Origin of the sequence: Bacteroides clarus, assembly GCF_015555825.1 — a bacterium.
Taxonomy (GTDB): Bacteria; Bacteroidota; Bacteroidia; order Bacteroidales; family Bacteroidaceae; genus Bacteroides; species Bacteroides clarus.
Genome location: NZ_JADNLF010000008.1, coordinates 116,044 through 141,914 on the forward strand (window position 1 = coordinate 116,044; position 25,871 = coordinate 141,914).

A 25,871-nucleotide genomic window follows, 5' to 3' on the forward strand; every position below is an offset into this window, starting at 1 on the left:
ACAGTATCCCCACCCCTAATCACTAATCACTAACCCCTAATCACTAACCACTAACCCTTAATCACTGCATTATGCTTTTCCTTCAACTATTCTATACATTCTTTAAAATCGGGCTTTTCGGTTTTGGCGGCGGATACGCCATGCTTTCCATGATACAGGGCGAGGTGGTCACCCGCTACGGTTGGCTGACGCCGCAGGAGTTTACGGATATCGTGGCTATCAGTCAAATGACGCCCGGTCCCATCGGTATCAACTCGGCAACCTATGTAGGCTATACTACGATAGCCGAGCAATACGGCACAAGCATGGGCGTACTGGGTTCTTGCATAGCCACTTTCGCCGTAGTGCTGCCCTCGTTTATCCTGATGCTCACTATCAGCAAGTTCTTTCTGAAATATCAGAAGCACCCTTCGGTAGAGGCCGTATTCAGCGGACTTCGCCCGGCGGTGGTCGGACTGCTGGCATCGGCCGCGCTGGTTTTGATGAACGCGGAGAACTTCAGCTCGCCCGATGAAGACATGTACTCTTTTATAATCAGTATCATCATCTTCCTTGTAGCCTTCATCGGCACAAGAAAGTATAAGGCCAATCCCATACTGATGATTATAGCGTGCGGAATAGCAGGGCTGATACTTTATTAGCACAAGACAAAAGACGGCTATCGGTCAAGGCGGACGAATATCCCCGGAAGAAAATAAAATATGCCCGGAAGAAACGAATGTATCTTCCGGGCATATCCCATCTACGGCTGCCGTATCTTTTACAGCTTCACTTTCTTGCCTACCGACTTGGACTCGTTATGCAAACGGTCGAGCGCCGTAACCACATAACGGTATTTCGTCTTACCGTTCTCGTAAGGCAACTTATAGAAAGTATTGCGCGTAACGGCCACGATGCGCGAGGGATCGTCGATATCCACCTTCTCCTTAGAGCCGAAACGATAGACAACATACTGTACCGGACGGTTCATTTCATCCTTGAACTTCGGCGCAGTCCAGAAAAGGATGTAGCCGTCGGCCGTCCACACCGGTTTTACCTTACGCACCTTGTCGGGCGCTTCATTATCCATAAAGTCAAACACAGGCGGCAAAGCCGGATATTTATGATATTCGGCAACCAGTGCATCCCGATACTTGCCGGCATTCTCCACTACCGCGCTGGCAGGCCACTGGCAGCTACCGCCGATAGTTTGATACGCACGCTGCAAAGCCATCTTGCGGGGAAGCTGATTGATAGAAGAATTCTTCGGGTCGGCATTCTGTACCGTATTCATTACGGACTGGCCGATGAACAGGGGACGGTTCTCCGTATGCTTCGCCCACCATTTCACCAATGTCTCATAATCGGCTGCCGGATGTCCTATCTGCCAGTATATCTGCGGTATATTATAATCTATCCAGCCCTTGCGCGCCCACAGAAGCACATCGGCATACAAATCATCGTAGTTCTGCAATCCGTTCGTATCGCTGCCCAACGGGTCGCTACTCTGGTTGCGATAGATACCGAAAGGACTTACTCCGAACTTCACCCAGGGCTTCAGTCCGCGAACCGTTTCGTGTATCTTCTGAATCAGAATATCCACGTTGCTGCGGCGCCAGTCGGCCTTATTGCCGAAGCCGCCGCCATAGCGCGCAAAGCTCGCGTCATCCGGAAAGTCCTTTCCTTTGATGGGATAAGGATAGAAATAATCGTCCATGTGAATGGCATCCACATCATAGCGCGACACGATGTCGGTTATCACCTTACAGATATGGTTGCGGCTTTCGGGCAATGCCGGGTCGAAGTACAACTGATCGCCATACGTCACAAACCACTCCGGATGCGAATTATAAACATGAATGGGAGAAAGCTCGTTCTTCAACGAAGTCTTTACCCGATAGGGATTAATCCAGGCATGAAACTCCATACCCCGCTTATGGCATTCCTCAATCATAAACTGCATAGGGTCCCAGTAAGGTTCCGGCGCTTTGCCCTGCACTCCGGTCAGGAAGCGGCTCCACGGTTCGTACTGCGAAGCATACAACGCATCGGCTTCGGGACGCACCTGGAAGATAATGGCGTTGATGCCCGCACCCTGCAAGGAGTTCAACTGGTTTATCAAAGTCTGCTTCAGCTTGTCGGTGGGCACACCGCGAAACTGTCCGTTCACCGCCTGAATCCACGCGGCACGGAATTCACGTTTGGGATAGACGGTAGACGTTTGCTGCGCCTGCATGGTCAAAGTCAGCACACACAACAATACTGGCAAGAGGAGATTTCTAAGTTTCATTTTGTTCTTTTTAAATATTGCATGGCAAAGATAATGATTATCTTTGTACCCCAATTCATTTTCAACAGTCTATGACAAAAAATACATCTATCACCATAAAGGGAGCCCGCGTCAACAACCTGAAGAACATTGACGTAGAGATACCCCGCAACAAACTGGTCGTCATCACCGGACTGTCCGGCTCCGGCAAATCCTCACTCGCGTTCGACACGCTCTATGCCGAGGGGCAGCGCCGCTACGTGGAGAGCCTCAGCAGCTATGCCCGCCAGTTTCTGGGACGTATGAGCAAGCCCGAATGTGATTTCATCAAAGGCATCCCCCCCGCTATCGCCATCGAGCAGAAAGTAAGCAGCCGCAACCCCCGCTCCACCGTAGGAACCTCTACCGAGATTTACGAATACCTGCGCCTGCTCTATGCCCGTGTGGGACGGACATTCAGCCCGGTCAGCGGACAAGAGGTAAAGAAACATTCCACCGAGGACATCGTGAACTGCATGCTGGAGCAGCCCGAGGGAACACGCTACACCGTGCTCACCCCGATATTACTTCGTGAAGGGCGTACTTTGCAGCAGCAACTGGAAATAGACATGAAGCAGGGCTTCAACCGTCTGGAAGTAAACGGAGAGATGGTACGCATCGACGAGTACCGCCCCAAAGACGGCGATACCGTATTCCTCTTGGTAGACCGCATGACGGTTTCCGGCGACAAAGATGCCATCAGCCGCCTTACCGACTCTGCCGAAACCGCCATGTACGAGGGTGACGGAGCCTGCCTACTCCGTTTCTACCAACCGGACGGCACGACCAGCCTCTACCGTTTCAGCACCAAATTCGAGGCGGACGGCATCACGTTTGAAGAGCCCAACGACCAAATGTTCTCGTTCAATTCTCCCATCGGGGCATGTCCGGAATGCGAAGGCTTCGGACGTGTCATTGGCATCGACGAGCATCTTGTTGTCCCCAACCGCTCCCTCTCCGTATACGACGGCGCCGTAGTGTGCTGGCGCGGAGAGAAAATGGGCGAATGGAAAGACATGGTGGTACGCGGCGCGGAGAAGGCCGGCTTCCCCATTTTCACGCCCTATTACGAACTGACGGACGGGCAACGCCGCATGCTGTGGGAAGGAACCCGCTATTTCGAGGGCATCAACGCCTTCTTCAAGATGTTGCAGGAGAACCAGTACAAGATACAGTACCGTGTAATGCTGGCGCGTTATCGCGGTAAAACCCTTTGCCCCAAATGCCACGGCACCAGGCTGAAGCCCGAAGCCGGTTATGTAAGGGTGGACGGACGCAGCATCTCCGAGCTGGTAGACCTGCCCATCACCGAACTGAAAGTCTTTTTCGACAACCTGAAGCTGGATAAGCACGATACCGACGTAGCCCGCCGCATCCTTATAGAAATCAACAACCGCATCCGCTTCCTGCTGGACGTAGGCCTGGGATACCTCACACTGAACCGCCTCAGCAACTCGCTGTCCGGCGGCGAAAGCCAGCGTATCAATCTGGCGACTTCTCTGGGAAGCAGCCTGGTGGGCAGTCTCTACATCCTGGACGAACCGAGTATCGGACTTCACAGCCGCGATACGGACAAGCTGATACACGTCTTGCGCCAACTGCAACAACTGGGCAATACGGTGGTCGTAGTGGAACATGATGAAGAAATCATCCGCGCCGCCGATTACATCATCGACATCGGCCCCAAGGCCGGACGCCTGGGTGGCGAAGTTGTCTATTGCGGAGACATGAAAGACTTGCAAAAAGACAGCAACAGCTACACCGTGCGTTATCTGCTGGGTGAAGAAACCATTCCCGTGCCCGAAAGCCGCCGCCCGTGGAACCAGTATATCGAAATCACAGGAGCCCGCGAGAACAATCTGAAAGGCGTGGACGTGCGCTTCCCGCTTAACGTAATGACGGTAGTCACCGGCGTATCGGGTTCGGGCAAGAGTACGTTGGTGCGCGACATCTTCTTCCGCGCCCTCAAACGCGAGCTGGACGAATGCAGCGACCGTCCGGGCGAGTTCGCCTCTATCGGCGGAGACTTGAAGGAGCTGCGCAATGTGGAGTTTGTAGACCAGAACCCTATCGGAAAATCCTCGCGTTCCAACCCCGTGACCTACATCAAGGCTTACGATGAAATCCGCAAATTATGGGCGGAACAACCTCTTGCCAAGCAGATGGGATACACCGCCGGTCATTTCAGCTTCAACAGCGAGGGTGGCCGTTGCGAGGAGTGCAAGGGCGAAGGAACCATCACCGTAGAGATGCAGTTCATGGCCGACCTTGTGCTGGAGTGCGAATCCTGCCACGGCAAACGCTTCAAGTCGGATACGCTGGAAGTGAAGTTCCACGATGTCAACATCTACGATGTACTGGAAATGACCGTCAACCAAGCCATCGAATTCTTCACCGGGCACGGACAGAAGAAAATCGTGAAGCGTCTGCAACCGCTGCAAGATGTCGGACTGGGGTACATCAAACTCGGCCAGTCGTCCTCTACCCTCTCCGGCGGTGAAAACCAGCGTGTAAAACTGGCATACTACCTCAGCATGGAGAAAGCCGACCCGACGCTCTTCATCTTCGACGAGCCTACCACCGGTCTGCACTTCCACGACATCCGCAAATTACTGGAAGCCTTTGACGCGCTGATACGCCGCGGCCATTCCATCGTCATCATCGAGCACAATATGGACGTAGTGAAGTGCGCCGACCATGTTATCGACCTCGGTCCCGAAGGCGGAGACAAAGGCGGCTACATCGTGGCAACGGGCACGCCGGAAGAAGTAGCGGCCTGTGCGGCAAGCTACACCGGGCAGTTCCTGAAAGAAAAGCTGCTATAAATCAACCGCATAATCCAGTCGGAATCGTCTCGTGAGATAAACAAATCCATCTCACGGGACGTTTTTTTTCATCCCATGAGACAAAAAAAATCGTCCCCTAAGACAAAACCAATCATCTTAGGAGACGAAATCAACTATCGTGTAAAAGGCCTTTCCGTCCTCTTAGAAGTAGAAACCGAATCCCACTTTCAGTCCGAATTCCGAACGGTCTTTATTTATATCCCAATAAACGGCAGGTTCAATGGTTACCGTACGCGACAGGAAGAACGCGTAACCGCCTTCCAAGCCGAAGCCGAAACGGGTTTTGTCACCGCCGTCCCAGTTATAACGGTTCAGGTTGACGTCAGCTCCGAGGAAAACGCCTACTTTGTCGATATAATAACGTCCGCCCACACCCAGAGTATAGACATCCGTCCCGCCGCCTTGCCACTTGGCGCCGGCATCTATCAACAGGGCTACATTATCCATCAAAAACGCACCGCCTTTGGCTTCAAGGCCGAAATGCGCTTTGTCCGTTTCCGTATTATAAGAAAGGTTGAGTCCGGTAATGGACGGATTTACGAACCATTTTCCTTTTTCAAACTGCGCGTGGGCAGCCACAGTGCCAATAAGCAGGCATACGAGTAATGCAAGTCTTCTCATCTTGTTTTTATTTTTGAGTGAATAATTATTTTCGTTCTGTTCTATCTTCTTCACGGCGCTTCCGTTGCAGCTCTTCTTTCTTACGGAGCACCAGCCACAGTACAAGCACGATGACATACGAAGCGATTACGGTGACATACTTCTCCGTATCGCTGATTTCCGTATTGCGCGGCAGGAAATACGCCGCGGTGGCAGAAACATAAATAAGCAAGGCTACGGTCAGCCCGGTAGATTTCTTGAATTTCTTCATCAGTCAAAGAGTTTTAGTCTGTTTGTTTTTCCATACGACGAACCACACCAACGCGATCACGACACCGGCTATCCCTATACCGTAGGCCACCGGATGCGACAGGCCGAAACCCTCGGGCGCTATGCAGATATAGGTCGTACAAACGCAGGTCATGAAGAAGGCAGGTATCAGCGTCAGGAAATATTGCTTCTTCGCGCGCACCAGATATACCGTGACAGCCCATAAGGTAAAGACGGACAAAGTCTGGTTGGCCCATGCAAAGTAACGCCATATCATATCGAAACCGTCTTTATCGCGCAGGCTGTACAGCAGTAATCCGATAGCCGCCAAAAACATCGGTACGCAGATATATAAACGACGGCGCATCGATTTTTGTTCCATACCCAGGAAATCAGCGACGATAAGTCGCGCCGAACGGAAAGCGGTATCTCCGCTGGTGATGGGAGCGGCAATCACCCCCAACACAGCCAGTACACCGCCGACGGTTCCCAACCAGTTCTTCGTAATGGCATCCACGATAACGGCGGCATTCGTCTCCTCCATTCCGTTTTCGTGGAAGAAATAAGTAGCGGCCGCAGCCCAGATAAGAGCTACGATACCCTCGGTAATCATGGCTCCGTAGAATACGGGACGGCCATGACGCTCACTCGTCATGCAACGTGCCATCAACGGGCTTTGCGTAGCATGAAAACCGCTGATTGCGCCGCATGCGATGCTGACGAACATAATGGGAAATATAGGCAGCGCGGAAGCATCGGGATTGGTGTTCCGCAACCCGTCCCACACTTCCGGCAATGCCGGATGATTCACGTAGAGCATTACCAAGATGCCCACCGCCATAAACAACAGCGCGATGGCGAATAGCGGATATATCTTGCCGATTATCTTATCCACCGGCAGTAGCGTGGCAAGCACATAATAGATAAAGACCACTACAATCCAGAAAGTAGTATCCAGCGTTTCCGGCGTCAGGCTAGCGAGCAGTCCGGCAGGACCCGCCACAAAAACCGCTCCTACGAGTATCATCAGGATAACGGTAAATCCGCGCATCACCTGCTTGGTGGTCACGCCCAGATAGCGGCCTATAATCTCCGGCAGGCTCTCGCCGTCGTGACGCAACGAAAGCATTCCCGCGAAATAGTCGTGCACGGCCCCGGCAAAGATACTTCCGAACACTATCCACAGGTAGGATGCCGAACCGAACTTGGCTCCCATGATTGCGCCGAAAATTGGACCCAAGCCTGCAATGTTCAAAAATTGTATCATAAAGATTTTCCACGTAGGCAGCGGGATATAGTCCACCCCGTCGGCTTTCGTAAGAGCGGGCGTCTTACGGTCGTCCGGTCCGAATACGTGTTCTATAAAGCGTCCGTAGATGAAATAGCCTGCAATCAGCGCCAGCAGGCAAAGCGTAAATGTAATCATGGCGTGCTAATGTTTAACGTATATGCTGAATGTTAATGTATTTTATGTATGCAAATGTAACAGTTTCCAACTAAACTACGCAAATTTATCAAGCGATTTACTTATCTTCGCCGTGAAATATAACAGAAATAAAGAAGTAAATGTGAATTTACTCAAAACCAAGATAGCATTATGAAGAGATTAAACCTTATACTATTATATATCTTTTGTCTTCTCCCCCTTGCCGCCCAGCGCCCGCCCAAACATGAGGTACGCGCCGCATGGGTCACCGCCGTTTACGGACTGGACTGGCCCCGTACCCGCGCCACCACTCCCGAAGGTATCCGCAAGCAACAGGCCGAGCTCATAGAAATACTGGACAAACTGAAAGCCGCCAACTTCAACACCGTACTGTTTCAAACCCGTACCCGTGGCGACGTACTCTATAAATCCGCAATCGAGCCCTACAACTCCATTCTGACAGGGAAAGTCGGCGGCAACCCCGGTTACGACCCGCTTGCCTTCGCCGTAGCCGAGTGCCATAAACGCGGTATGGAATGCCATGCCTGGATGGTAACCATTCCTTTGGGCAACCGCAAGCATGTCGCCGCTCTCGGCAAGGAGTCGGTCACTAAACGCAAACCGGCTATCTGCGTACCTTACAAACGCGAATACTTTCTCAATCCCGGACACCCTCAGACCAAAGAATACCTGATGAGCCTCGTCCGTGAAGTCGTGGAACGTTACGATGTGGATGGCGTACATTTCGATTACCTGCGCTACCCCGAGCATGCCTTGCGCTTCTCCGACAGCTATACCTATAAGAAATACGGAAACGGACGCGACCTCGCGCAATGGCGGCGGGACAATATCACCGAAATAGTCCGCTATCTCTATAAGGGCGTCAAGGCGCTGAAGCCCTGGGTGAAAGTCAGCACCTGCCCCGTGGGCAAGTACCGCGATACCTCCCGTTATCCGTCGCGCGGCTGGAACGCTTTCCACACCGTCTACCAAGACGTGCAAGGCTGGCTGGGCGAAGGCATACAAGACCAGGTCTATCCCATGATGTATTTCCGCGGCAACGGCTTCTATCCTTTCGCCCTCGACTGGCAGGAACAAAGTAACGGCCGGCAGATTATTCCCGGCCTGGGCATCTACTTCCTCGACCCAAGTGAAGGCAACTGGACGGTGGACGAAGTGGAACGGCAACTAAACTTCACCCGTGCGCACGGTCTGGCAGGCGAAGGCCACTACCGCGTGAAGTACCTGATGGACAATACGCAGGGACTGTACGACATACTTGAAGAAAACTACTACACCGCCCCCGCCCTGCAACCCGCCATGCCGTGGATAGACAATGTGCCGCCAACCGCCCCCACGCGACTCAATGTCGAGAAACCGGCCGAAGGATATTGGAGAATCACCTGGCAACCCGCCACAGACAACGACAAGCGGAATGCGCCGACGTATGTAATCTACGGTTCCGATACCTATCCCGTAGATACCTCCGACCCTGAGAACATAGTGGCGCAACGCATACAGGGAACGGAATACATATATGCTCCCATCCGTCCCTGGACTGCCCGGAAATACTTTGCGGTTACCGCCGTAGACCGTTGCGGCAACGAAAGCCCCGCCTGCCGATAGAAAAGCAAAGGCAATACGTTTATAATCCCGGATTTGTTATTGACTGCGGAAATCAGAGCCGGACATACGCTCTATAACAGTTTTTACCCGTAACCGGAACCAACGGCAGATACCCGGAAAGAAGCCTGCCGTTCTCCACAATCAACGGATAATTCCGCATATCCTGTTCGTGCCGTGCACGCAACGCTCCGTTATCGGGAACGTATTCAACCGTGAAACGTCCCTTGCTGCCGGGAGCCGCAAACCTATCGTAAAACAAGCGGGCGACGACACCCATATTCATACGCATATTTATCTCCACGCAAGGGTGTACAAGGTATTTGTTCTCTTTGTCTTGCCGGCAAATCATCATGTCTACGCCCAGATAGCCGGTATAGGTATACCCATAGACCGAAGCCAATTCCGTACGGAGAGCTTCACGAATGCGCTCCAGCTTCTCAAGAGGCAAATAGCGCGCAATAATCTCTTCTATCTGCCCGTCCGATGCAAGCAGATTGCCGGTATATGCGCCGTGCTCGTTGGTGGAAAACATGGAACAGCCCGCAAAGCGTACCCCGCCACACCCGTCGGAATAAAATTCAAGGGCGAAATCTTCCACCTTATTATATATAGGCTCCGCCGTAAGGCAACCTTGCTCTCTCAAAATACGTTCACACCAATTGGAAACGGGCTTCGTAAATCCGTGCAGGCACCAGTTCAGACCCTTTCCGCTACCGGACCAGGGTACTTTAAGCAAACAGGCGTGCATTGCATTGACTATGCGTTCGCAATCCTCGATATTGTTCACAAGAGTATGTTCGCCACAGGTGTATCCGAGATAACGCCCCGTCATGCGCCGCATCATCTCCACGGCCTGAATACGGGAAGAAAGCGACCGGTAGTCCGCAAGAAGCCGAGGGGAAGGCAGTTTGTCTTCATTGACGCCCCTCTTCAAGAGATATTTGCGAATGGAAGGATTCCATCCCCACGGCACAATCGAGGCTTCGGCATAGTCGGGCAATTCAGGCTCGGTGGCCAGTTGCACCCGCAACCCGAAAAGTTCCCGCATCCTCCGCAAAAAATCCGCATTGTAGGCGGAAGGCGCCAGTACCGCACTGTCCGGAGCGGCATACCATATCGGCAGCAAAGCCATGTCCTGCGCCATACGGCGGGCCGAAGCCGGGGCTATGTAGTTCGCCTCGTTATTGGCAAGCGCAAGGTCTGAATCCGGATTGAAAAGATATAGTTTCATTGATTATAGTTCATAATTATTCGGAACTGCAAACTTACAGAGAAAAAGAACAGCATACAAATATATAAAACTTAACTATGGACAAGATATTTTGCTATCTCTACTTTGCAATTCTATAAAAAAGGTGTATATTTGTCGCCCGATAAACCGAATTTAAAGCATGGAAGCATTTTACCGAACACACGCTTATCTGGTAGAGCATACGAATGCCCCCGTTCGCCGCGACCTCATGGACGAGATTGACTGGAACGACCGTCTTATCGGTATCAAAGGCACTCGTGGGGTAGGTAAAACCACATTCCTGCTGCAATACGCCAAAGAGAAATTCGGTACCGACCGTTCGTGCCTCTTCATCAACATGAACAACTTCTACTTCTCCGGTCACAGCATCGTGGACTTCGCTTACGAATTTCAACGCCGCGGCGGAAAAGTACTGTTGATAGACCAAGTATTCAAGCATCCGGACTGGAGCAAGGAACTACGCCTGTGCTACGACCGCTTTCCCAATCTGAAGATTGTCTTTACCGGTTCATCCGTGATGCGCCTGAAAGAGGAGAACCTGGAACTGCGGGACATCGTAAAAAGTTATAACCTGCGCGGCTTCTCTTTCCGCGAGTACCTGAACCTGCAAACAGGCATGAAGTTCCGCTGCTACTCGCTGGAAGAAATACTGAGCAACCACGAGCAGATAGCCAAAGGCATTCTTTCCAAAGTGCGCCCGCTGGACTATTTCCAAGATTATATGCACCACGGCTTCTATCCTTTCTTCCTCGAAAAGCGTAATTTCTCGGAGAATCTGTTGAAGACGATGAACATGATGGTGGAAGTAGATATTCTTCTTATTAAACAAATAGAGCTGAAATATCTCTCCAAGATAAAAAAATTACTATATTTGTTGGCCGTGGACGGACCGAAAGCGCCCAACGTAAGCCAACTGGCCAACGACATACAGACATCCAGAGCCACGGTGATGAATTACATCAAGTATCTGGCAGATGCACGACTTATCAACATGGTGTACCCGAAAGGAGAGGAATTCCCCAAAAAGCCGTCGAAGATAATGATGCACAACTCCAATCTGATGTACTCCATCTATCCCGTAAAGGTGGAAGAGCAGGATGTGCTGGAAACGTTCTTTGTAAACACAATGTGGAAAGACCACAAAGTGAACAAAGGCGACAAGAACATTTCGTTCATGGTGGACGAAGTGATGCCTTTCAAGATTTGTCAGGAAGGCGTGAGGATTAAAAACAATCCGGGAGTGACGTACGCATTGCACAAGGCGGAGATAGGCCGAGGCAATCAAATACCGCTCTGGTTGTTCGGTTTCCTGTATTAGGATTTACAGACAAAGAGATTTTTTTACTTAATAAATTCAATTTAGTTATGACTAAACAGAAGAAATTCATTACTTGTGATGGTAATCAGGCTGCAGCGCATATCTCGTATATGTTCTCGGAAGTAGCCGCCATCTATCCTATCACTCCCTCTTCTACGATGGCTGAATACGTAGACGAATGGGCTGCCGCAGGTCGCAAAAATATCTTCGGCGAAACAGTATTGGTACAGGAAATGCAATCCGAAGGTGGTGCTGCCGGTGCCGTTCACGGTTCTTTGCAGGCAGGTGCGCTGACTACTACGTACACCGCTTCACAAGGTTTGTTGCTGATGATACCGAATATGTACAAGATTGCCGGTGAATTCCTGCCTTGCGTATTCCACGTATCCGCACGTACTTTGGCAAGCCACGCACTGTGTATCTTCGGTGACCACCAGGACGTAATGTCTGCACGTCAGACAGGTTTCGCCATGTTGGCCGAAGGTTCTGTACAGGAAGTTATGGACTTGGCAGGTGTTGCCCACCTGGCTACCATCAAGTCTCGCGTTCCGTTCATGAACTTCTTCGACGGTTTCCGTACTTCTCACGAAATCCAGAAGATCGAAATGTTGGAAAACGACGACCTCGCTCCGCTTATCGATCAGGAAGCCTTGGCTGAATTCCGTGCACGCGCACTGAACCCGATGAACCCGGTTGCCCGTGGTATGGCCGAAAACCCTGACCACTTCTTCCAACACCGTGAATCCTGCAACAACTACTACGAGGCTGTTCCCGCTATCGTTGAGGAATACATGAACGAGATTTCCAAAATCACAGGCCGCAAGTACGGTTTGTTCGATTACTACGGCGCAGAAGATGCCGAACGCGTAATCATCGCTATGGGTTCTGTAACGGAAGCTGCCCGCGAAGCTATCGACTACCTCGTTGCCAATGGCGAAAAGGTTGGTTTGGTTGCCGTTCACTTGTATCGTCCGTTCTCTGCCAAGCACTTCCTTGCCGCCGTTCCCAAAACTGCCAAGAAGATTGCCGTACTCGACCGTACGAAAGAACCGGGCGCTAACGGCGAACCGTTGTATCTCGATGTAAAAGACTGCTTCTACGGTGCGGAAAACGCTCCGGTTATCGTAGGCGGCCGTTACGGTTTGGGTTCTAAGGACACTACTCCTGCACAAATCATCGCGGTTTACAAGAACCTGGCCATGCCGATGCCGAAGAACCACTTCACTATCGGTATTGTGGACGACGTTACTTTCACTTCTCTTCCTCAGGAAGAAGAAATCGCATTGGGCGGCGAAGGTATGTTCGAAGCTAAGTTCTACGGTTTGGGTGCTGACGGTACAGTAGGAGCCAACAAGAACTCCGTAAAGATTATCGGTGACAACACCGACAAGCACTGCCAGGCTTACTTCTCTTACGACTCCAAGAAATCAGGCGGTTTCACTTGTTCTCACCTGCGTTTCGGCGATACTCCGATCCGCTCCACATATTTGGTAAATACTCCGAACTTTGTGGCTTGCCACGTTCAGGCTTACCTGCACATGTACGATGTAACCCGTGGTCTGCGTAAGAACGGCTCATTCTTGCTGAATACCATCTGGGAAGGTGAAGAGTTGGCTAAGAACCTGCCCAACAAGGTGAAGAAATACTTCGCGCAGAACAATATCTCTGTTTACTATATCAACGCAACTCAGATTGCACAGGAAATCGGTTTGGGCAACCGTACCAATACCATTCTCCAGTCCGCATTCTTCCGTATCACAGGTGTAATTCCCGTAGAACAGGCTGTTGAACAGATGAAGAAATTCATCGTTAAGTCTTACGGCAAGAAGGGTGAAGACGTAGTGAACAAGAACTACGCTGCCGTTGACCGTGGTGGCGAATACAAGCAGCTCGCCGTTGACCCGGCTTGGGCTAACCTCGCTGACGACGCCAAAGCAGAAAACAACGACCCTGCATTCATCAACGAAGTGGTTCGTCCTATCAACGCACAGGACGGCGACTTGCTGAAAGTATCTGCGTTCAAGGGTATCGAAGACGGTACTTGGGAACAAGGTACGGCTAAGTACGAAAAACGCGGTGTGGCAGCTTTCGTTCCTGAATGGAATCCTGAAAACTGTATCCAGTGTAACAAGTGTGCTTACGTTTGTCCTCACGCTTCTATCCGTCCGTTCGTTCTCGACGCTGAAGAGCAGAAGGGCGCTGAATTCGCCCAGCTGAAAGCTGTCGGCAAGGTATTCGACGGTATGACATTCCGTATCCAGGTTGACGTTCTCGACTGTCTGGGCTGCGGTAACTGTGCCGATGTTTGTCCGGGCAACCCGAAGAAGGGTGGCAAGGCTCTTACCATGAAGCATCTTGAAAGCCAACTGGCAGAAGCTGCCAACTGGACTTACTGCGCAGAAAACGTGAAGAGCAAACAACACCTGGTTGACATCAAGGCTAACGTTAAGAACTCTCAGTTCGCAACTCCGTTGTTCGAGTTCTCCGGCGCTTGCTCAGGTTGTGGTGAAACTCCGTATGTGAAACTGATTTCTCAGTTGTTCGGTGACCGTGAAATGGTTGCTAACGCTACCGGATGTTCTTCCATCTACTCAGGTTCTGTTCCTTCCACTCCTTATACCAAGAACGAAAAGGGTCATGGTCCCGCTTGGGCTAACTCACTGTTCGAAGACTTCTGCGAATTCGGTCTGGGTATGGAGCTCGCTAACGAAAAGATGCGTGCACGTATCGTGAAGGCTATGGAAGAAGCTATCGCGGCAGAAGGTACTCCGGCTGAATACAAAGAAGTATTCCAGGCTTGGATTGAGAACATGTACGATGCGGACAAGACTAAGGAATTGGCTGAAAAGATCATTCCTATGGTAGAAGCTGCCAAAGACAAATGCGACAACTGCAAGACTATCGCAGGTCTGTCTCAATATCTGGTTAAACGCAGCCAGTGGATCATCGGTGGTGACGGTGCTTCTTACGATATCGGTTACGGCGGCCTCGACCATGTAATCGCAAGCGGTAAGGACGTTAACATCCTCGTTCTGGATACTGAGGTTTACTCCAATACCGGCGGTCAGTCTTCTAAAGCTACTCCGGTAGGCGCTATCGCTAAGTTTGCCGCTGCAGGTAAGCGCGTACGCAAGAAAGACCTCGGTCTGATGGCTACCACTTACGGTTATGTATATGTTGCTCAAATCGCTATGGGCGCCGACCAGGCTCAGACTTTGAAGGCTATCCGCGAAGCAGAAGCATATCCCGGTCCGTCACTCATCATCGCTTACGCTCCGTGTATCAACCACGGTTTGAAGGCAGGTATGGGTAAGAGCCAGGCTGAAGAAGAAAAAGCCGTTAAGTGCGGTTACTGGCACTTGTGGCGTTATAACCCGGCTCTGGAAGCTGAAGGTAAGAATCCGTTCACGCTGGATAGCAAAGAACCGGATTGGACAGGCTTCCAAGACTTCTTGAAGGGTGAAGTTCGTTACGCATCCGTAATGAAACAATATCCGCAGGAAGCCGACGAGCTGTTCAAGGCTGCTGAAGAAAACGCTAAATGGCGTTACAACAGCTACAAGCGTCTGTCTAAAGAAAACTGGGGCGCTGAAGTTGCCGAATAATTTCAGATACTGAAATAATACACTAAAATAGAGACTGCTCCGTGAACCGGACGCAGTCTCTATTTGTTTACAAAAGAAAGAAAATAGTATGATCGGATTTATTATTTGGATAATCGGCGTCATCCTGACAATCAGGGCGGCAATGGAAATATGGCGATGGAGAGGCATCGCTACCGAAAAGAGGTTGGTAGCAATCATCCTCGTGATACTGACCAGCTGGATCGGCTTGGCCGTATATTACTTCTGGGGCAGGGATAATTTGCCGCAAATGCTGAAATGAAAGACAATACGATAACTGAAATTCGTTTTGCCGACGGGCTATGTCATCCTTTGCGTTTCAGGAAATCGGTAGGACTTTCACCGAACTGTTCCTTATAGCATTTCGTAAAATAAGACGGCGATGAGAAGCCTACTTCATAAGCAACCTCGGCGATAGTCATATCGAAAGCGGCAAGCAAAGAAGCGGCTTTCTTCAAGCGCATCTGGCGCAACAGTTCATTGGGAGAATAGTTGGTAAGCGACTTTAGTTTGCGGTAAAGCTGTACGCGGCTCATTCCCATATCACGTCCCAAATCTTCAACATTCAGTTCCGGGTCTTTCATCTTCTCGCCCACCAAAGCCTTGAAACGGGTAACAAAATCTTTATCAAGCTCGCTGATAGATTCTTTCTCTATCGACTGGCTGTCACCGAAGAATTGTTTCAACTGTCTGTGGTTCGTAATAAGATTCCTGATGCGCGAGAGCAGCAGTTGCGAGTTGAAAGGCTTGGATATATAAGAATCCGCACCGCCGTCATAACCCTGTATACGCTGTTCGTCGAGCGAACAGGCAGTCAGCAGGATAACCGGGATATGACAAGTCTGCAATTCCCCTTTCAGACGACGGCAACATTCCAGACCGTCCATACCGGGCATCATGACATCGGATATAATCACATCGGGCACATATTTCATGGCAAGACGGATGCCTGCCGCGCCGTCCGCCGCATCCAGTACGCGATATTCCTTGGAAAGCAAAGCCTTGACATAATGGCGTATATCGGCATTATCATCAATGACAAGCACCGTCGGACAATCATCCTCCGTCATCCCCTCTCCTGTCGGAATATCCGCATCTACCAATGTGGACGCAATATCTTCCTCATCGGCAGGCAAGGTCGGTACGGCGGGATGATACTGCGACACATCCCGTTTCGGGAGAGTGACGGTGAAAGTAGTTCCTTTCTCATTGCTGTGCGCCATGATATTACCGCCATGCATTTCCACAAAAGCACGCACCAAGGCGAGACCGATACCCGTACCGGCCTGATGGCCGCCTACCTGATAGAAACGTTCAAAAATAGCCTCGACATCAGTGGTGGAAATATAACTGCCCGAATTGAATACCGACAACCGGAAGTGACGGTCTTCCGCTTCGAGGCGTACCACAATCTTTCCATTCTCCTGTGTGTACTTCACCGCATTGGAAAGAAGATTGAAATAAATGCGTTCCATTTTCTCGGCATCCGCCAGCATCCGATAGTCTACACCGGAAGCAGGTTCAAAGCTGAAAGCGATATGCTTTTTAAGCAGAGCCACACGGAACGAATCATTCCAGCCCTCAAAGCTGTTCAGTAAATCAAAGGGTTCGAGGTGCAGCTCCATACGCCCGTTCTCGACTTTGCGGAAATCAAGAATCTGATTGACAAGGCGCAAAAGAATATGTACATTCTTCTTCATCAGCTCCAACAGTTGGTGCGATTGTTCACTAATAGAGCGGTCGGCAAGAAGTTGGTCTACGGGGTCTGCAATCAGGGTCAACGGCGTACGGAAATCGTGGGAAACGTTGGTGAAGAATACCAGTTTGGCATGCGTGGCGGCCTCCAGTTCACGAGAGAGCCGTTCCAACTGGTCTTTCTGCTGTTCCAGCTGGTCTCTTTGTTGTTCCAGTTGTTCCTTCCGAAGGGAAAGCTCACGGTTCAGCCTATTCTTCGTACGCAAGGAAAGATAAACGGCAACCAGCAATCCCACGACCAACAGAAGCACCAGCAGGCTGCCATACAAAACTACTTGCTGTGTGGCATAGCGTGCCAGATACTGATTGATTTTTCCGTTCAAGGTTTCAATCTTCTCATCGAGTGAACTGATATGGGTAGTCTGCATCTTCATGATAAGCGCATTATCACGGTCTACCACCGAAGTATTCAGAATCGTTTCGCGGGGGAAGTCCCGTTTATTCAGAATATCCATCGCGATCTGCATGACACGGTCACCGCCTGTGGGATAGATAAATGTGGCATCCAATTCGCCCGAAAGTACCTGTTCCACCCCGTAGCCCTCACCGGGAATGGCATCCGTACCGACAAAACGCATCTCCTTTTCCCTTTTCCGGCGCATGGCGGCCGCATATGCTCCGGCAGCCATACGGTCGTTTTGGGCATAGACGACATCTATTTCCGGAAAACGGTCGAGCAAAGTATCCATTCTCTCTTCCGCTCGCGAGCGCAACCAAGCACCGTCTTCTTTTGCCAGCAAACGAATGTCCGGACAAGCGGATATGACACTCATAAATCCTTCATGGCGGTCTATGGCAGGAGTAGAACCCGCCAATCCCGCAATCTCTACTACCGTACCTTTTCCATGAAGCATATTGGACACATATTTACCTATCGCCTTGCCTATTTCGTAATTGTCGGCTCCGACATAAGCAGTATACTTTTCGGAAAGGATTCTGCGGTCTACCACAATAACAGGGATACCCCGGTCGTAGGCTTCTTCTACAACCGGGGTTATGGGTTCGGCTTCATTGGGAGCGACTATCAATAAGTCCACTCCCGCCTCTATAAAGTGTCTGATATCCTCTGCCTGCCTGGCATTATCATCTTTCACTGTACGTATCTCCACTTCTACGCCATCGTAGAAAAGAGCTTCACGCAACATTTCATTATTCATCTGGTGGCGCCACTCGTCATCGCTGCATTGCGATACTCCGATATGGAAACGTACTTCATGCCGGGAACAGGAAGTCACTATGCCGCCACATACCAACAGAACAAACAGTAACAGGTAAATATATCGTCTCATCTTCTTTCGCTGAGTTTAAGTGATTGCAGATGAGCAAAGATAACAAAAAAATCAGATTCTGTCTTTCAATACCTGCGGCAATTCCGGCATCGCCCCACTCTGCGTACATACATAAGCTGAAACTTCCACTGCCAGTTTATGAGCTTCCTGCACCGGTTTACCGCTAAGAACAGCCGATGTAAAAGCAGCGGTAAATGAGTCGCCTGCGCCTACCGTATCGGCAACGGGCACTCTCGGGGTCTCCTGGAACGATACAACTCCCGGAGTAAATACATAGCTGCCGTTTGTACCGCAAGTGAGGATAAGCATTTTCAGATTGTATTTAGCAAGAAGAATCCAGCACTTGTCCTGCAAGTCGATACCCGGATAACCGAATATACGGCTGATTGTCACCAACTCTTCATCATTGATTTTTAAGACATTGCAACGACGCATAGAGTCACATAGTATCTCTTTGGTATAAAAGCCCTGACGCAGGTTGATGTCGAATATCTTCAATTGTTCCTCACAGTCCGGCATGGTATCGAGAAAACGGTTTATCGTAATGCGACTGACCTCATTGCGCTGCGCCAAAGAACCGAAGCATACGGCGCGCGTGTTCAGAGCCAGACGTTTCAGCTCATCCGTAAAAGGTATATTGTCCCAAGCCACACCCTCTTTTATTTCATAACAGGGCACGCCCATCGCATCGAGCGTCACTTGCACCGTGCCCGTAGGATAAGGCACACGTTCAATCTGCGTACGCAGACCTTTCTGCGCAAACACTTCCAGTATTTCATCACCGTCGGCATCAGCGCCTACCGCACTGACTACGCGGCTGTCAAAGCCGAATTGCGATACATGATAGGCAAAGTTTGCCGGAGCACCGCCGATTTTCTTTCCTTCGGGCAGGCAATCCCAAAGCGCCTCACCCATTCCTACTACAATCTGATTCATGATATTATTATTTTACAGTTTTACATATTGTCATCGTTATTGCAAAAGGTAAAGAAACAGGGTCGCATATCGAGCCCTATTCAGTCGTATACACAGATAGGCTCAGTCGTATACTCAGGGTATCTCTGTATACGACTGAGATACCCCCCCTCTCACAATACCTTGCAGAGTCGCTCGCAAAAGTGTCAGCGTTTCATTCTCATCATATAGAAAAACAAGTACAGTACTCCCACCGTCATCACGGCCACCGCTCCGCTTTGACCGATAGCGTCACTTGCCACACCCATGGCAAGCGGGAATATCGTACCGCCAAACAACCCCATAATCATCAACCCGCTGACTTCGTTCTTCTTCTGCGGCATCGCCAGCAACGCTTGCGAGAAAATAACAGGGAAAATATTCGAGTTGCCGAAACCAATCAGAGCGATACACACATATATCATCGTCATCTCCTGGAAAACGAACAGCCCTATCATCGCCACCAGCATACACAACACACTGATTCCGAAGAAAGTTCGCGCAGATAACTTCTGCAAAATAAAGGCTCCGAGGAAACAACCTGCCGTACGGAAAATGAAATAAAGACTTGTTGCAAACCCCGCATCGGCAAGCGACATACCCAGACGTTCCATCAATATCTTGGGTGCAGTGGTATTCGTACCTACATCGATACCCACATGGCACATAATACCCAGAAAACAAAGCAATATAAACGGTTTCCCCAGCAAAGCAAGACATTCGCCGAAAGTAGAGGGACGTCCTTCTTCCTTTTCTTCACGAATAGACGTAGTGCCCAGCCATAGGATAGCGACAACCGCTATCACCATATAAAGGGGAAACAGTACTCTCCAGCCCATACCCAACGAAGGTATAGCCTGCGTAGCCCCCCACATGGCGATATAAGGAGCAAGGAAAGAAGCGATCGCCTTTACAAACTGCCCGAAAGTCAGCGAACTGGCCAACCGCTCGCCGCTGACAACATTAGAAAGCAGCGGATTGAGCGATGTCTGCATCAACGCATTACCGATACCCAGTAACGAGAACGAAATCAGCATCAGCGCATACCCGTCTCCGAAAACCGGCAACAACAGGGATGCAAAAGTCACGACCAAACTGAGAAGTACCGTTTTCTTGCGTCCGATGCGGTTCATCAACATACCCGTAGGTACGGAGAAGATAAGGAACCAGAAGAACACAAGAGAAGGGAATATATTTGCCTGGGAATCAGTCAGGTTTAAATCTGCTTTCACATAGTTGGAAGCGATGCCTACAAGGTCTACAAACCCCATGGCGAAGAAGCAAAGCATCATAGGAAGCAGCTTTGCAAGCGAATTATTATTGTTATTCATAAGATATCGGAATTTAGTTGTTAACTTTTAAAGAATTTACAGTCAAGTCGTTGACTTTGCAACGCCCTTTATCTACGGCAACGGAAACGGTAGTGTAAGGATGCTGCGGGAATACAAGGTTTGTCATGGCAAAGCGTCCGTCACCCTCGAAAGCTTCGACGCTGCAACGGTCTACAAACAGACGCAGACGCAGCTTGGCTTCTGCCGGACAGGGAGCTACGGTTATGGCAGGGAAATCCTTATTGAAATCCGTAAGTCCGCTTACAGTACGGTCCATGCTGAATGTGGAGTTCTCCAAGTCGTAAGTCATCACAGTCCGTTCATCCTTATCATTGGACAGCGTAATGTATACTTTACCTGCCGAACGGGGAACCAGCTCGAGGTTAATCTCACAGATACCGCTGTTCTCGGCCGGAAGTTTTCGGGAAACCTTCTTTGTTCCGGCAGAAAAAAAGCCGTATTTCAACGCCTTGCCTGCACGCAATGCATTTACTTCCGGTGCAGGGGTTACGGCCAGATAGAGCTCACCGTCACTGCCTTCGTACAATTCGATGTCGCGCGGCAATGTGTTGGCGCTGCGGAACTGTTTGGTAGGTACATTGTTGGCATATTGCCAGTTGCTCATCCAGGCAATCACGGTATGCCGCTTTTCGGGCGCATTGCTCCAGGATACGGCGGCATAATGGTCTTTACCGTAATCCATCCATTTGGTTATTTCGGGCTTAGTATCGCAAGTAAAGGTCTTCCCGTCAAAGTCACCGACAAAATACTGTGCCGCGCTTCCGCCGAAAGGTCCACCGGGATTGATATTGCAAATCAGTACCCATTTTGTACGGTCTGTTCCGCGAACGGGCAATTCCATGAGGTCCGGACACTCCCATACGCCATCCTGCGCGCCATATCCATGGCCGAAGCTGCTCTCCTTCGTCCAGTTCTTCAAATCGGGAGAGGAATATATCCACATTTCCTTTTCCAGAGCGGCCGCCAAAATAAGAATCCATTTACCGCTCTTCTCGTGCCAGAACATATTCGGGTCGCGGCATTCCTTGTCGGCGGCAATGATAGGATTGTTTTCATAGACATGGAAAGTCATTCCGTTGTCCAGACTATACGCAAGGCTTTGCATCTGGCTGGCTCCCGCCGAAGTATAAATGGCAATCACAGCTCCCTTTCCGAAACCTGCCGTATTATCCTTATCCACCACACTGCTACCGCTGAACACAGTGCCCAAGCCGTTGGGCTGTATGGCTACCGGATGATGCTGCCAGCTTATCAAGTCCTTGCTGGATGAATGTCCCCAGTTCATGTTGCCCCACATGGAGCCGTATGGATTCCACTGGTAGTAGAGATGGTATTCTCCGTCCTTGTAAAACATCCCGTTAGGATCGTTCATCCAGCCATAAAGGGGAGAATGGTGGTAAAGAGGACGAAATTCCTCACGGTTGGCATCATCAAACGTAGCGGAAAGCCTCAGTTCTTTCCAACAGGCATCCGCCATGGCATCACGTACATTGGCACGGCTGTTGCCGGTATGAATATCGAAAGTTACCGTCTTGCCTTTATACTGCTCCAAATCAAACGGAACGAGATAGTCGATACGGTTGACAGCCAGGCGAACCTGAAAACTCCGGTCTGTCTTATTGTTCACCAATACATTGACGGTAGCTTCGGGAGCAGCCTCTTCCACCGGCAGCAAAAGATACTTCTGCGGTTCCCGCACCTGCACCAAACTGTGGTTTGCACCCAGATAATGGATTTTCAGTCCGGCAGACTGCGCCGCACAAATGCCGATATTCATTATTATAATAAGAGAAGTTACAATAACCTTTCCCCAAAAAGGAAGAAGTGTTCTATGAGAGTAATGCTTCATTTTCAAAATCAGGTATTAAATTTAATGTTTACTTTATGAACTCGCTCAATGCTCGGGAAAGCACATTGCAAAGAAAAGGAATAAAAGCGAAAAGGGCTAACACAAATGTTACAAATGCTGCTAAAAATGATACCAGGCTATCTCCAGAGCGCGGTCAGCCTCATATCATGAAACAAATTTCGCAGCATCCGTATCATTTTTTATAGCCTGTTTCAATACAAACCATTTACTTTGCAACATCAAAACATGATCGGGAAAGCTGTTTTGAGAATTCACAAGATAACTGTTAACAATAAATTTATAATGTATGAGAAAACTTAGCATTATGATGTTCCTTTTAGGATTATGCGGTTTTGTCTATGCGCAAAACATCCAAATAAAGGGAACGGTAACTTCTGCTACCGACAGCTACCCCATCATCGGGGCATCCGTTGTGGATAAGGCAGATAAAACCAACGGAACGATTACGGATATAGACGGCAACTTCACCCTCACCGTAAAGCCGGGCTCCGAAATCACTTTCTCTTATATAGGTTACCAAACACTGACCCTGAAAGCGGAAACATCCATGACCGTCATCATGCACGAGGATTCGGAAATGTTGCAGGAAGTAGTAGTAACCGGCTACACCACCCAGCGCAAGGCCGACCTTACCGGTTCCATCTCCGTAGTGAGCATGGACGAGATAGCCAAGCAGAACGAAAACAATCCGATGAAAGCCATGCAGGGGCGTGTACCGGGCATGAACATTACGGCCGACGGTAATCCGAGCGGCAGTACCACCATCCGTATTCGCGGCGTAGGTACGCTGAACAACAACGACCCGCTCTACATCATCGACGGCGTACCCACCAAAGGCGGTATGCACGAACTGAACGGCAGTGACATCGAATCCATACAGGTACTGAAGGATGCCGCTTCCGCCTCTATCTACGGTAGCCGCGCCGCCAACGGCGTCATCATCATTACCACAAAGAAAGGTAAAGAAGGGCAACTCAAGATAAACTTCGACGCTTCCGTTTCCGCTTCCATGTACACCAACAAGCTGGAAGTGCTGAACGCCGAAGAATACGGCCGCGCCATGTGGCAAGCCTACGTGAACGAAGGACAAGACCCGAACACCAACAACCTGGGCTACCTCTATGACTGGAGCTACGGCGCAAACGGTTACCCGCAACTCAACGGCATCAGCATGCGCAAGTATCTGGATGCCGCCGGCACAGTACCCGCCGCAGACACCGACTGGTTCGACCGTACCACACGCACAGGTATTATCCAACAATACAACGTATCCGTGAGCAACGGCTCGGAGAAAGGTTCTTCTTTCTTCTCCTTAGGATATTACAAGAATCTGGGTATCATCAAAGATACCGATTTCGACCGTATATCCGCCCGTATGAATGCCGACTACAAGCTGATAGACAATCTGCTGACCGTAGGCGAGCACTTCACCGTAAACCGTACCAGCGAAGTGCAAGCTCCCGGCGGATTCCTGCAAAACGTGCTGCAAGCCAATCCTTCACTACCGGTATATACTACCGAAGGTGAATTTGCCGGCCCCGTCAGCGGCTATCCCGACCGCGAAAATCCGGTAGCGCGCCTGCAACGCAATGCCGACAACCGCTACACATACTGGCGCATGTTCGGCGATGCATACGTCAACCTGAACCCGTTCAAGAACTTCAATCTCCGCTCTACGTTCGGCATAGACTACTCACAGAAGCAACAACGCATCTTTACCTATCCCATCACGGAAGGTAACGTAGCCAACGACAAGAATGCCATAGAAGCAAAGCAAGAGCATTGGACCAAATGGATGTGGAATGCCATCGCCACCTATAACATGGAAGTCGGCAAACACCGTGGAGACGTAATGTTGGGTGTGGAGCTGAACCGTGAGGACGATATACATTTCTCAGGCTACAAAGAAAACTTTTCCATCCTTACGCCCGACTATATGTGGCCGGATGCCGGTGTAGGCACGGCGCAGTCCTACGGTGCAGGCGAAGGTTACTCGCTGGTTTCTTTCTTCGGAAAGCTGAACTATACATACAACGACAAATATCTGCTGTCACTTACCGTACGTCGTGACGGTTCTTCGCGCTTCGGCAAGGACAACCGCTATGCCACCTTCCCATCGGTTTCCGCCGGCTGGCGTCTCAGTCAGGAAGAATTCATGAAAAGCATCCAATGGCTGGACGATTTGAAAATACGCGCGTCCTGGGGACAGACCGGTAATCAGGAAATCAGCAACAACGCCCGTTATACGATTTATGTGCCCAACTACGCCGGAACGGAAAACGGCGGCGGAAGCTACGGAACTTCCTACGACATCACGGGAAGCAATGGCGGAAGCATTCTTCAATCCGGTTTCAAACGCGACCAACTCGGCAACAACGGTATCAAATGGGAAACTACCACACAAACCGACCTCGGTTTCGACTTTTCCCTTTTCGACCAGACACTGTACGGTTCGTTCGACTGGTACTATAAAAAGACGACCGACATTCTGGTAGAAATGGCAGGCATCGCCACCATGGGTGAAGGAAGCAAGCAGTGGATTAATGCCGGTGAAATGGAAAACAAGGGTTTTGAACTGAACTTAGGCTACCGCAACAGTACAAAATTCGGACTGAAGTACGACATCAATGCCAACCTCTCCTCTTACCGCAACAAAATCACCGCCTTGCCCGCCACGGTAGCGGCCAACGGAACTTTCGGCGGGAACGGCGTGGAAAGTGTGATAGGACATCCCAACGGGGCGCAGGTAGGCTACGTAGCCGACGGCCTTTTCAAGTCACAGGAAGAAATCGACAACCACGCCACTCAGGAAGGTGCAGGCTTGGGACGCATCCGCTGGCGCGACCTGGACGGCAACGGTATCATCAACGAGAAAGACCAGCAATGGATATTCGACCCTACGCCTGCTTTCAGCTACGGTATCAATATCTATTTGGAATATAAGAACTTCGACCTTACCATGTTCTGGCAAGGCGTGCAAGGAGTAGACATCATCAGTGATTTAAAGAAAGAGACCGACCTGTGGAGCGGACTCAACATCGGCTTCCTGAACAAAGGCAAACGCGTACTCGATGCCTGGTCGCCCGCCAATCCCGGTTCCGACATTCCGGCGCTTGCCCGTAACGACAGTAACAACGAGAAACGCGTATCCACCTATTATGTGGAGAACGGTTCATTCCTGAAACTGCGCAATCTGCAGGTAGGCTACAACGTACCGAAAGCATGGGCGGAGAAAATCCGCATGGAGCGCCTGCGCTTCTACCTCAGCGCACAGAACCTGCTCACCATCAAGAGCAAAGATTTCACCGGAGTAGACCCGGAAAACGTGAACTACGGCTACCCCATTCCTTTGAATATCACTTTTGGCGTGAACGTCAGCTTTTAATACAATGAACAACAAATA

16 protein-coding genes are annotated in these 25,871 nt (G+C 50.3%); 7 read left to right on the forward strand and 9 right to left on the reverse strand.

What is annotated here, in order from left to right; genetic code table 11:
• Positions 1-71: 71 nt before the first annotated feature.
• Positions 72-641, forward strand: coding sequence for a chromate transporter (locus I2F54_RS10355; RefSeq protein WP_009122440.1), 570 nt, complete (start codon positions 72-74; stop codon positions 639-641).
• 119 nt (positions 642-760) lie between these two features.
• On the opposite strand, the gene I2F54_RS10360 is transcribed toward I2F54_RS10355, so the two are convergent.
• A complete protein-coding gene (locus tag I2F54_RS10360) occupies positions 761-2,269 on the reverse strand; it encodes a glycoside hydrolase family 10 protein (protein ID WP_087412778.1) in 1,509 nt (502 codons plus the stop codon).
• 71 nt (positions 2,270-2,340) lie between these two features.
• On the opposite strand from I2F54_RS10360, the gene uvrA reads away from it, so the two are divergent.
• Positions 2,341-5,112 carry an excinuclease ABC subunit UvrA gene (uvrA, locus tag I2F54_RS10365; protein WP_195501132.1) on the forward strand — a complete coding sequence of 924 codons (2,772 nt, stop codon included), beginning with the start codon at positions 2,341-2,343 and terminating at the stop codon, positions 5,110-5,112.
• Positions 5,113-5,274: 162 nt separating this feature from the next.
• On the opposite strand, the gene I2F54_RS10370 is transcribed toward uvrA, so the two are convergent.
• The 3 genes from I2F54_RS10370 to I2F54_RS10380 are packed head-to-tail and all read right to left on the reverse strand — an operon-like array spanning position 5,275 to position 7,429.
• Entirely contained in the window at positions 5,275-5,754 is a 480-nt protein-coding gene (locus I2F54_RS10370) for a hypothetical protein (RefSeq protein ID WP_009122445.1), read from the reverse strand.
• Between the two features lie 25 nt (positions 5,755-5,779).
• The gene (locus I2F54_RS10375; protein ID WP_009122446.1) at positions 5,780-6,004 is read right to left on the reverse strand and encodes a hypothetical protein; all 225 of its coding nucleotides are present in this window, start codon (positions 6,002-6,004) and stop codon (positions 5,780-5,782) included.
• 3 nt (positions 6,005-6,007) lie between these two features.
• A complete protein-coding gene (locus I2F54_RS10380; protein WP_087412780.1) occupies positions 6,008-7,429 on the reverse strand; it encodes a carbon starvation CstA family protein in 1,422 nt (473 codons plus the stop codon).
• Between the two features lie 171 nt (positions 7,430-7,600).
• On the opposite strand from I2F54_RS10380, the gene I2F54_RS10385 reads away from it, so the two are divergent.
• A complete protein-coding gene (locus I2F54_RS10385) occupies positions 7,601-9,055 on the forward strand; it encodes a glycoside hydrolase family 10 protein (protein WP_039950923.1) in 1,455 nt (484 codons plus the stop codon).
• A 52-nt stretch (positions 9,056-9,107) separates the two neighbouring features.
• Here I2F54_RS10385 and I2F54_RS10390 read toward each other — a convergent pair whose 3' ends face one another.
• Positions 9,108-10,286, reverse strand: a complete 1,179-nt coding sequence (locus I2F54_RS10390) for a hypothetical protein (protein WP_195501133.1) — start codon at positions 10,284-10,286, stop codon at positions 9,108-9,110.
• Positions 10,287-10,446: 160 nt separating this feature from the next.
• Here I2F54_RS10390 and I2F54_RS10395 point away from each other — a divergent pair, with 160 nt between their 5' ends.
• From I2F54_RS10395 to I2F54_RS10405, 3 genes are all read left to right on the forward strand, one after another.
• Positions 10,447-11,625 (forward strand): ATP-binding protein, encoded by a 1,179-nt coding sequence (locus I2F54_RS10395; RefSeq protein WP_039950924.1) that lies wholly within the window; start codon positions 10,447-10,449, stop codon positions 11,623-11,625.
• Positions 11,626-11,672: 47 nt separating this feature from the next.
• Positions 11,673-15,230 (forward strand): pyruvate:ferredoxin (flavodoxin) oxidoreductase, encoded by a 3,558-nt coding sequence (gene nifJ, locus I2F54_RS10400; protein ID WP_009122454.1) that lies wholly within the window; start codon positions 11,673-11,675, stop codon positions 15,228-15,230.
• Positions 15,231-15,318: 88 nt separating this feature from the next.
• Positions 15,319-15,510 (forward strand): hypothetical protein, encoded by a 192-nt coding sequence (locus I2F54_RS10405; protein WP_009122455.1) that lies wholly within the window; start codon positions 15,319-15,321, stop codon positions 15,508-15,510.
• Positions 15,511-15,553: 43 nt separating this feature from the next.
• Here the strand turns inward: I2F54_RS10405 and I2F54_RS10410 are convergent, their stop codons facing one another.
• From I2F54_RS10410 to I2F54_RS10425, 4 genes are all read right to left on the reverse strand, one after another.
• A complete protein-coding gene (locus tag I2F54_RS10410) occupies positions 15,554-18,292 on the reverse strand; it encodes a substrate-binding domain-containing protein (RefSeq protein ID WP_195501134.1) in 2,739 nt (912 codons plus the stop codon).
• A gap of 51 nt (positions 18,293-18,343) precedes the next feature.
• Positions 18,344-19,228, reverse strand: a complete 885-nt coding sequence (locus I2F54_RS10415) for a carbohydrate kinase family protein (protein WP_009122457.1) — start codon at positions 19,226-19,228, stop codon at positions 18,344-18,346.
• 185 nt (positions 19,229-19,413) lie between these two features.
• Positions 19,414-20,577, reverse strand: coding sequence for an MFS transporter (locus I2F54_RS10420; RefSeq protein WP_195501135.1), 1,164 nt, complete (start codon positions 20,575-20,577; stop codon positions 19,414-19,416).
• Positions 20,578-20,590: 13 nt separating this feature from the next.
• Entirely contained in the window at positions 20,591-22,447 is a 1,857-nt protein-coding gene (locus I2F54_RS10425) for a DUF4980 domain-containing protein (protein WP_195501136.1), read from the reverse strand.
• Positions 22,448-22,772: 325 nt separating this feature from the next.
• Between I2F54_RS10425 and I2F54_RS10430 the strand changes: the two genes are divergently transcribed.
• The gene (locus I2F54_RS10430; RefSeq protein WP_195501164.1) at positions 22,773-25,853 is read left to right on the forward strand and encodes a SusC/RagA family TonB-linked outer membrane protein; all 3,081 of its coding nucleotides are present in this window, start codon (positions 22,773-22,775) and stop codon (positions 25,851-25,853) included.
• Positions 25,854-25,871: the final 18 nt, after the last annotated feature.

Coding starts and splice junctions, on each gene's coding strand:
- I2F54_RS10355 (WP_009122440.1), top strand. CDS start 72: ATGCTTTTCCTTCAACTATTCTATACATTCTTTAAAATCGGGCTTTTC.
- I2F54_RS10360 (WP_087412778.1), bottom strand. CDS start 2,269: ATGAAACTTAGAAATCTCCTCTTGCCAGTATTGTTGTGTGTGCTGACT.
- uvrA (WP_195501132.1), top strand. CDS start 2,341: ATGACAAAAAATACATCTATCACCATAAAGGGAGCCCGCGTCAACAAC.
- I2F54_RS10370 (WP_009122445.1), bottom strand. CDS start 5,754: ATGAGAAGACTTGCATTACTCGTATGCCTGCTTATTGGCACTGTGGCT.
- I2F54_RS10375 (WP_009122446.1), bottom strand. CDS start 6,004: ATGAAGAAATTCAAGAAATCTACCGGGCTGACCGTAGCCTTGCTTATT.
- I2F54_RS10380 (WP_087412780.1), bottom strand. CDS start 7,429: ATGATTACATTTACGCTTTGCCTGCTGGCGCTGATTGCAGGCTATTTC.
- I2F54_RS10385 (WP_039950923.1), top strand. CDS start 7,601: ATGAAGAGATTAAACCTTATACTATTATATATCTTTTGTCTTCTCCCC.
- I2F54_RS10390 (WP_195501133.1), bottom strand. CDS start 10,286: ATGAAACTATATCTTTTCAATCCGGATTCAGACCTTGCGCTTGCCAAT.
- I2F54_RS10395 (WP_039950924.1), top strand. CDS start 10,447: ATGGAAGCATTTTACCGAACACACGCTTATCTGGTAGAGCATACGAAT.
- nifJ (WP_009122454.1), top strand. CDS start 11,673: ATGACTAAACAGAAGAAATTCATTACTTGTGATGGTAATCAGGCTGCA.
- I2F54_RS10405 (WP_009122455.1), top strand. CDS start 15,319: ATGATCGGATTTATTATTTGGATAATCGGCGTCATCCTGACAATCAGG.
- I2F54_RS10410 (WP_195501134.1), bottom strand. CDS start 18,292: ATGAGACGATATATTTACCTGTTACTGTTTGTTCTGTTGGTATGTGGC.
- I2F54_RS10415 (WP_009122457.1), bottom strand. CDS start 19,228: ATGAATCAGATTGTAGTAGGAATGGGTGAGGCGCTTTGGGATTGCCTG.
- I2F54_RS10420 (WP_195501135.1), bottom strand. CDS start 20,577: ATGAATAACAATAATAATTCGCTTGCAAAGCTGCTTCCTATGATGCTT.
- I2F54_RS10425 (WP_195501136.1), bottom strand. CDS start 22,447: ATGAAGCATTACTCTCATAGAACACTTCTTCCTTTTTGGGGAAAGGTT.
- I2F54_RS10430 (WP_195501164.1), top strand. CDS start 22,773: ATGATGTTCCTTTTAGGATTATGCGGTTTTGTCTATGCGCAAAACATC.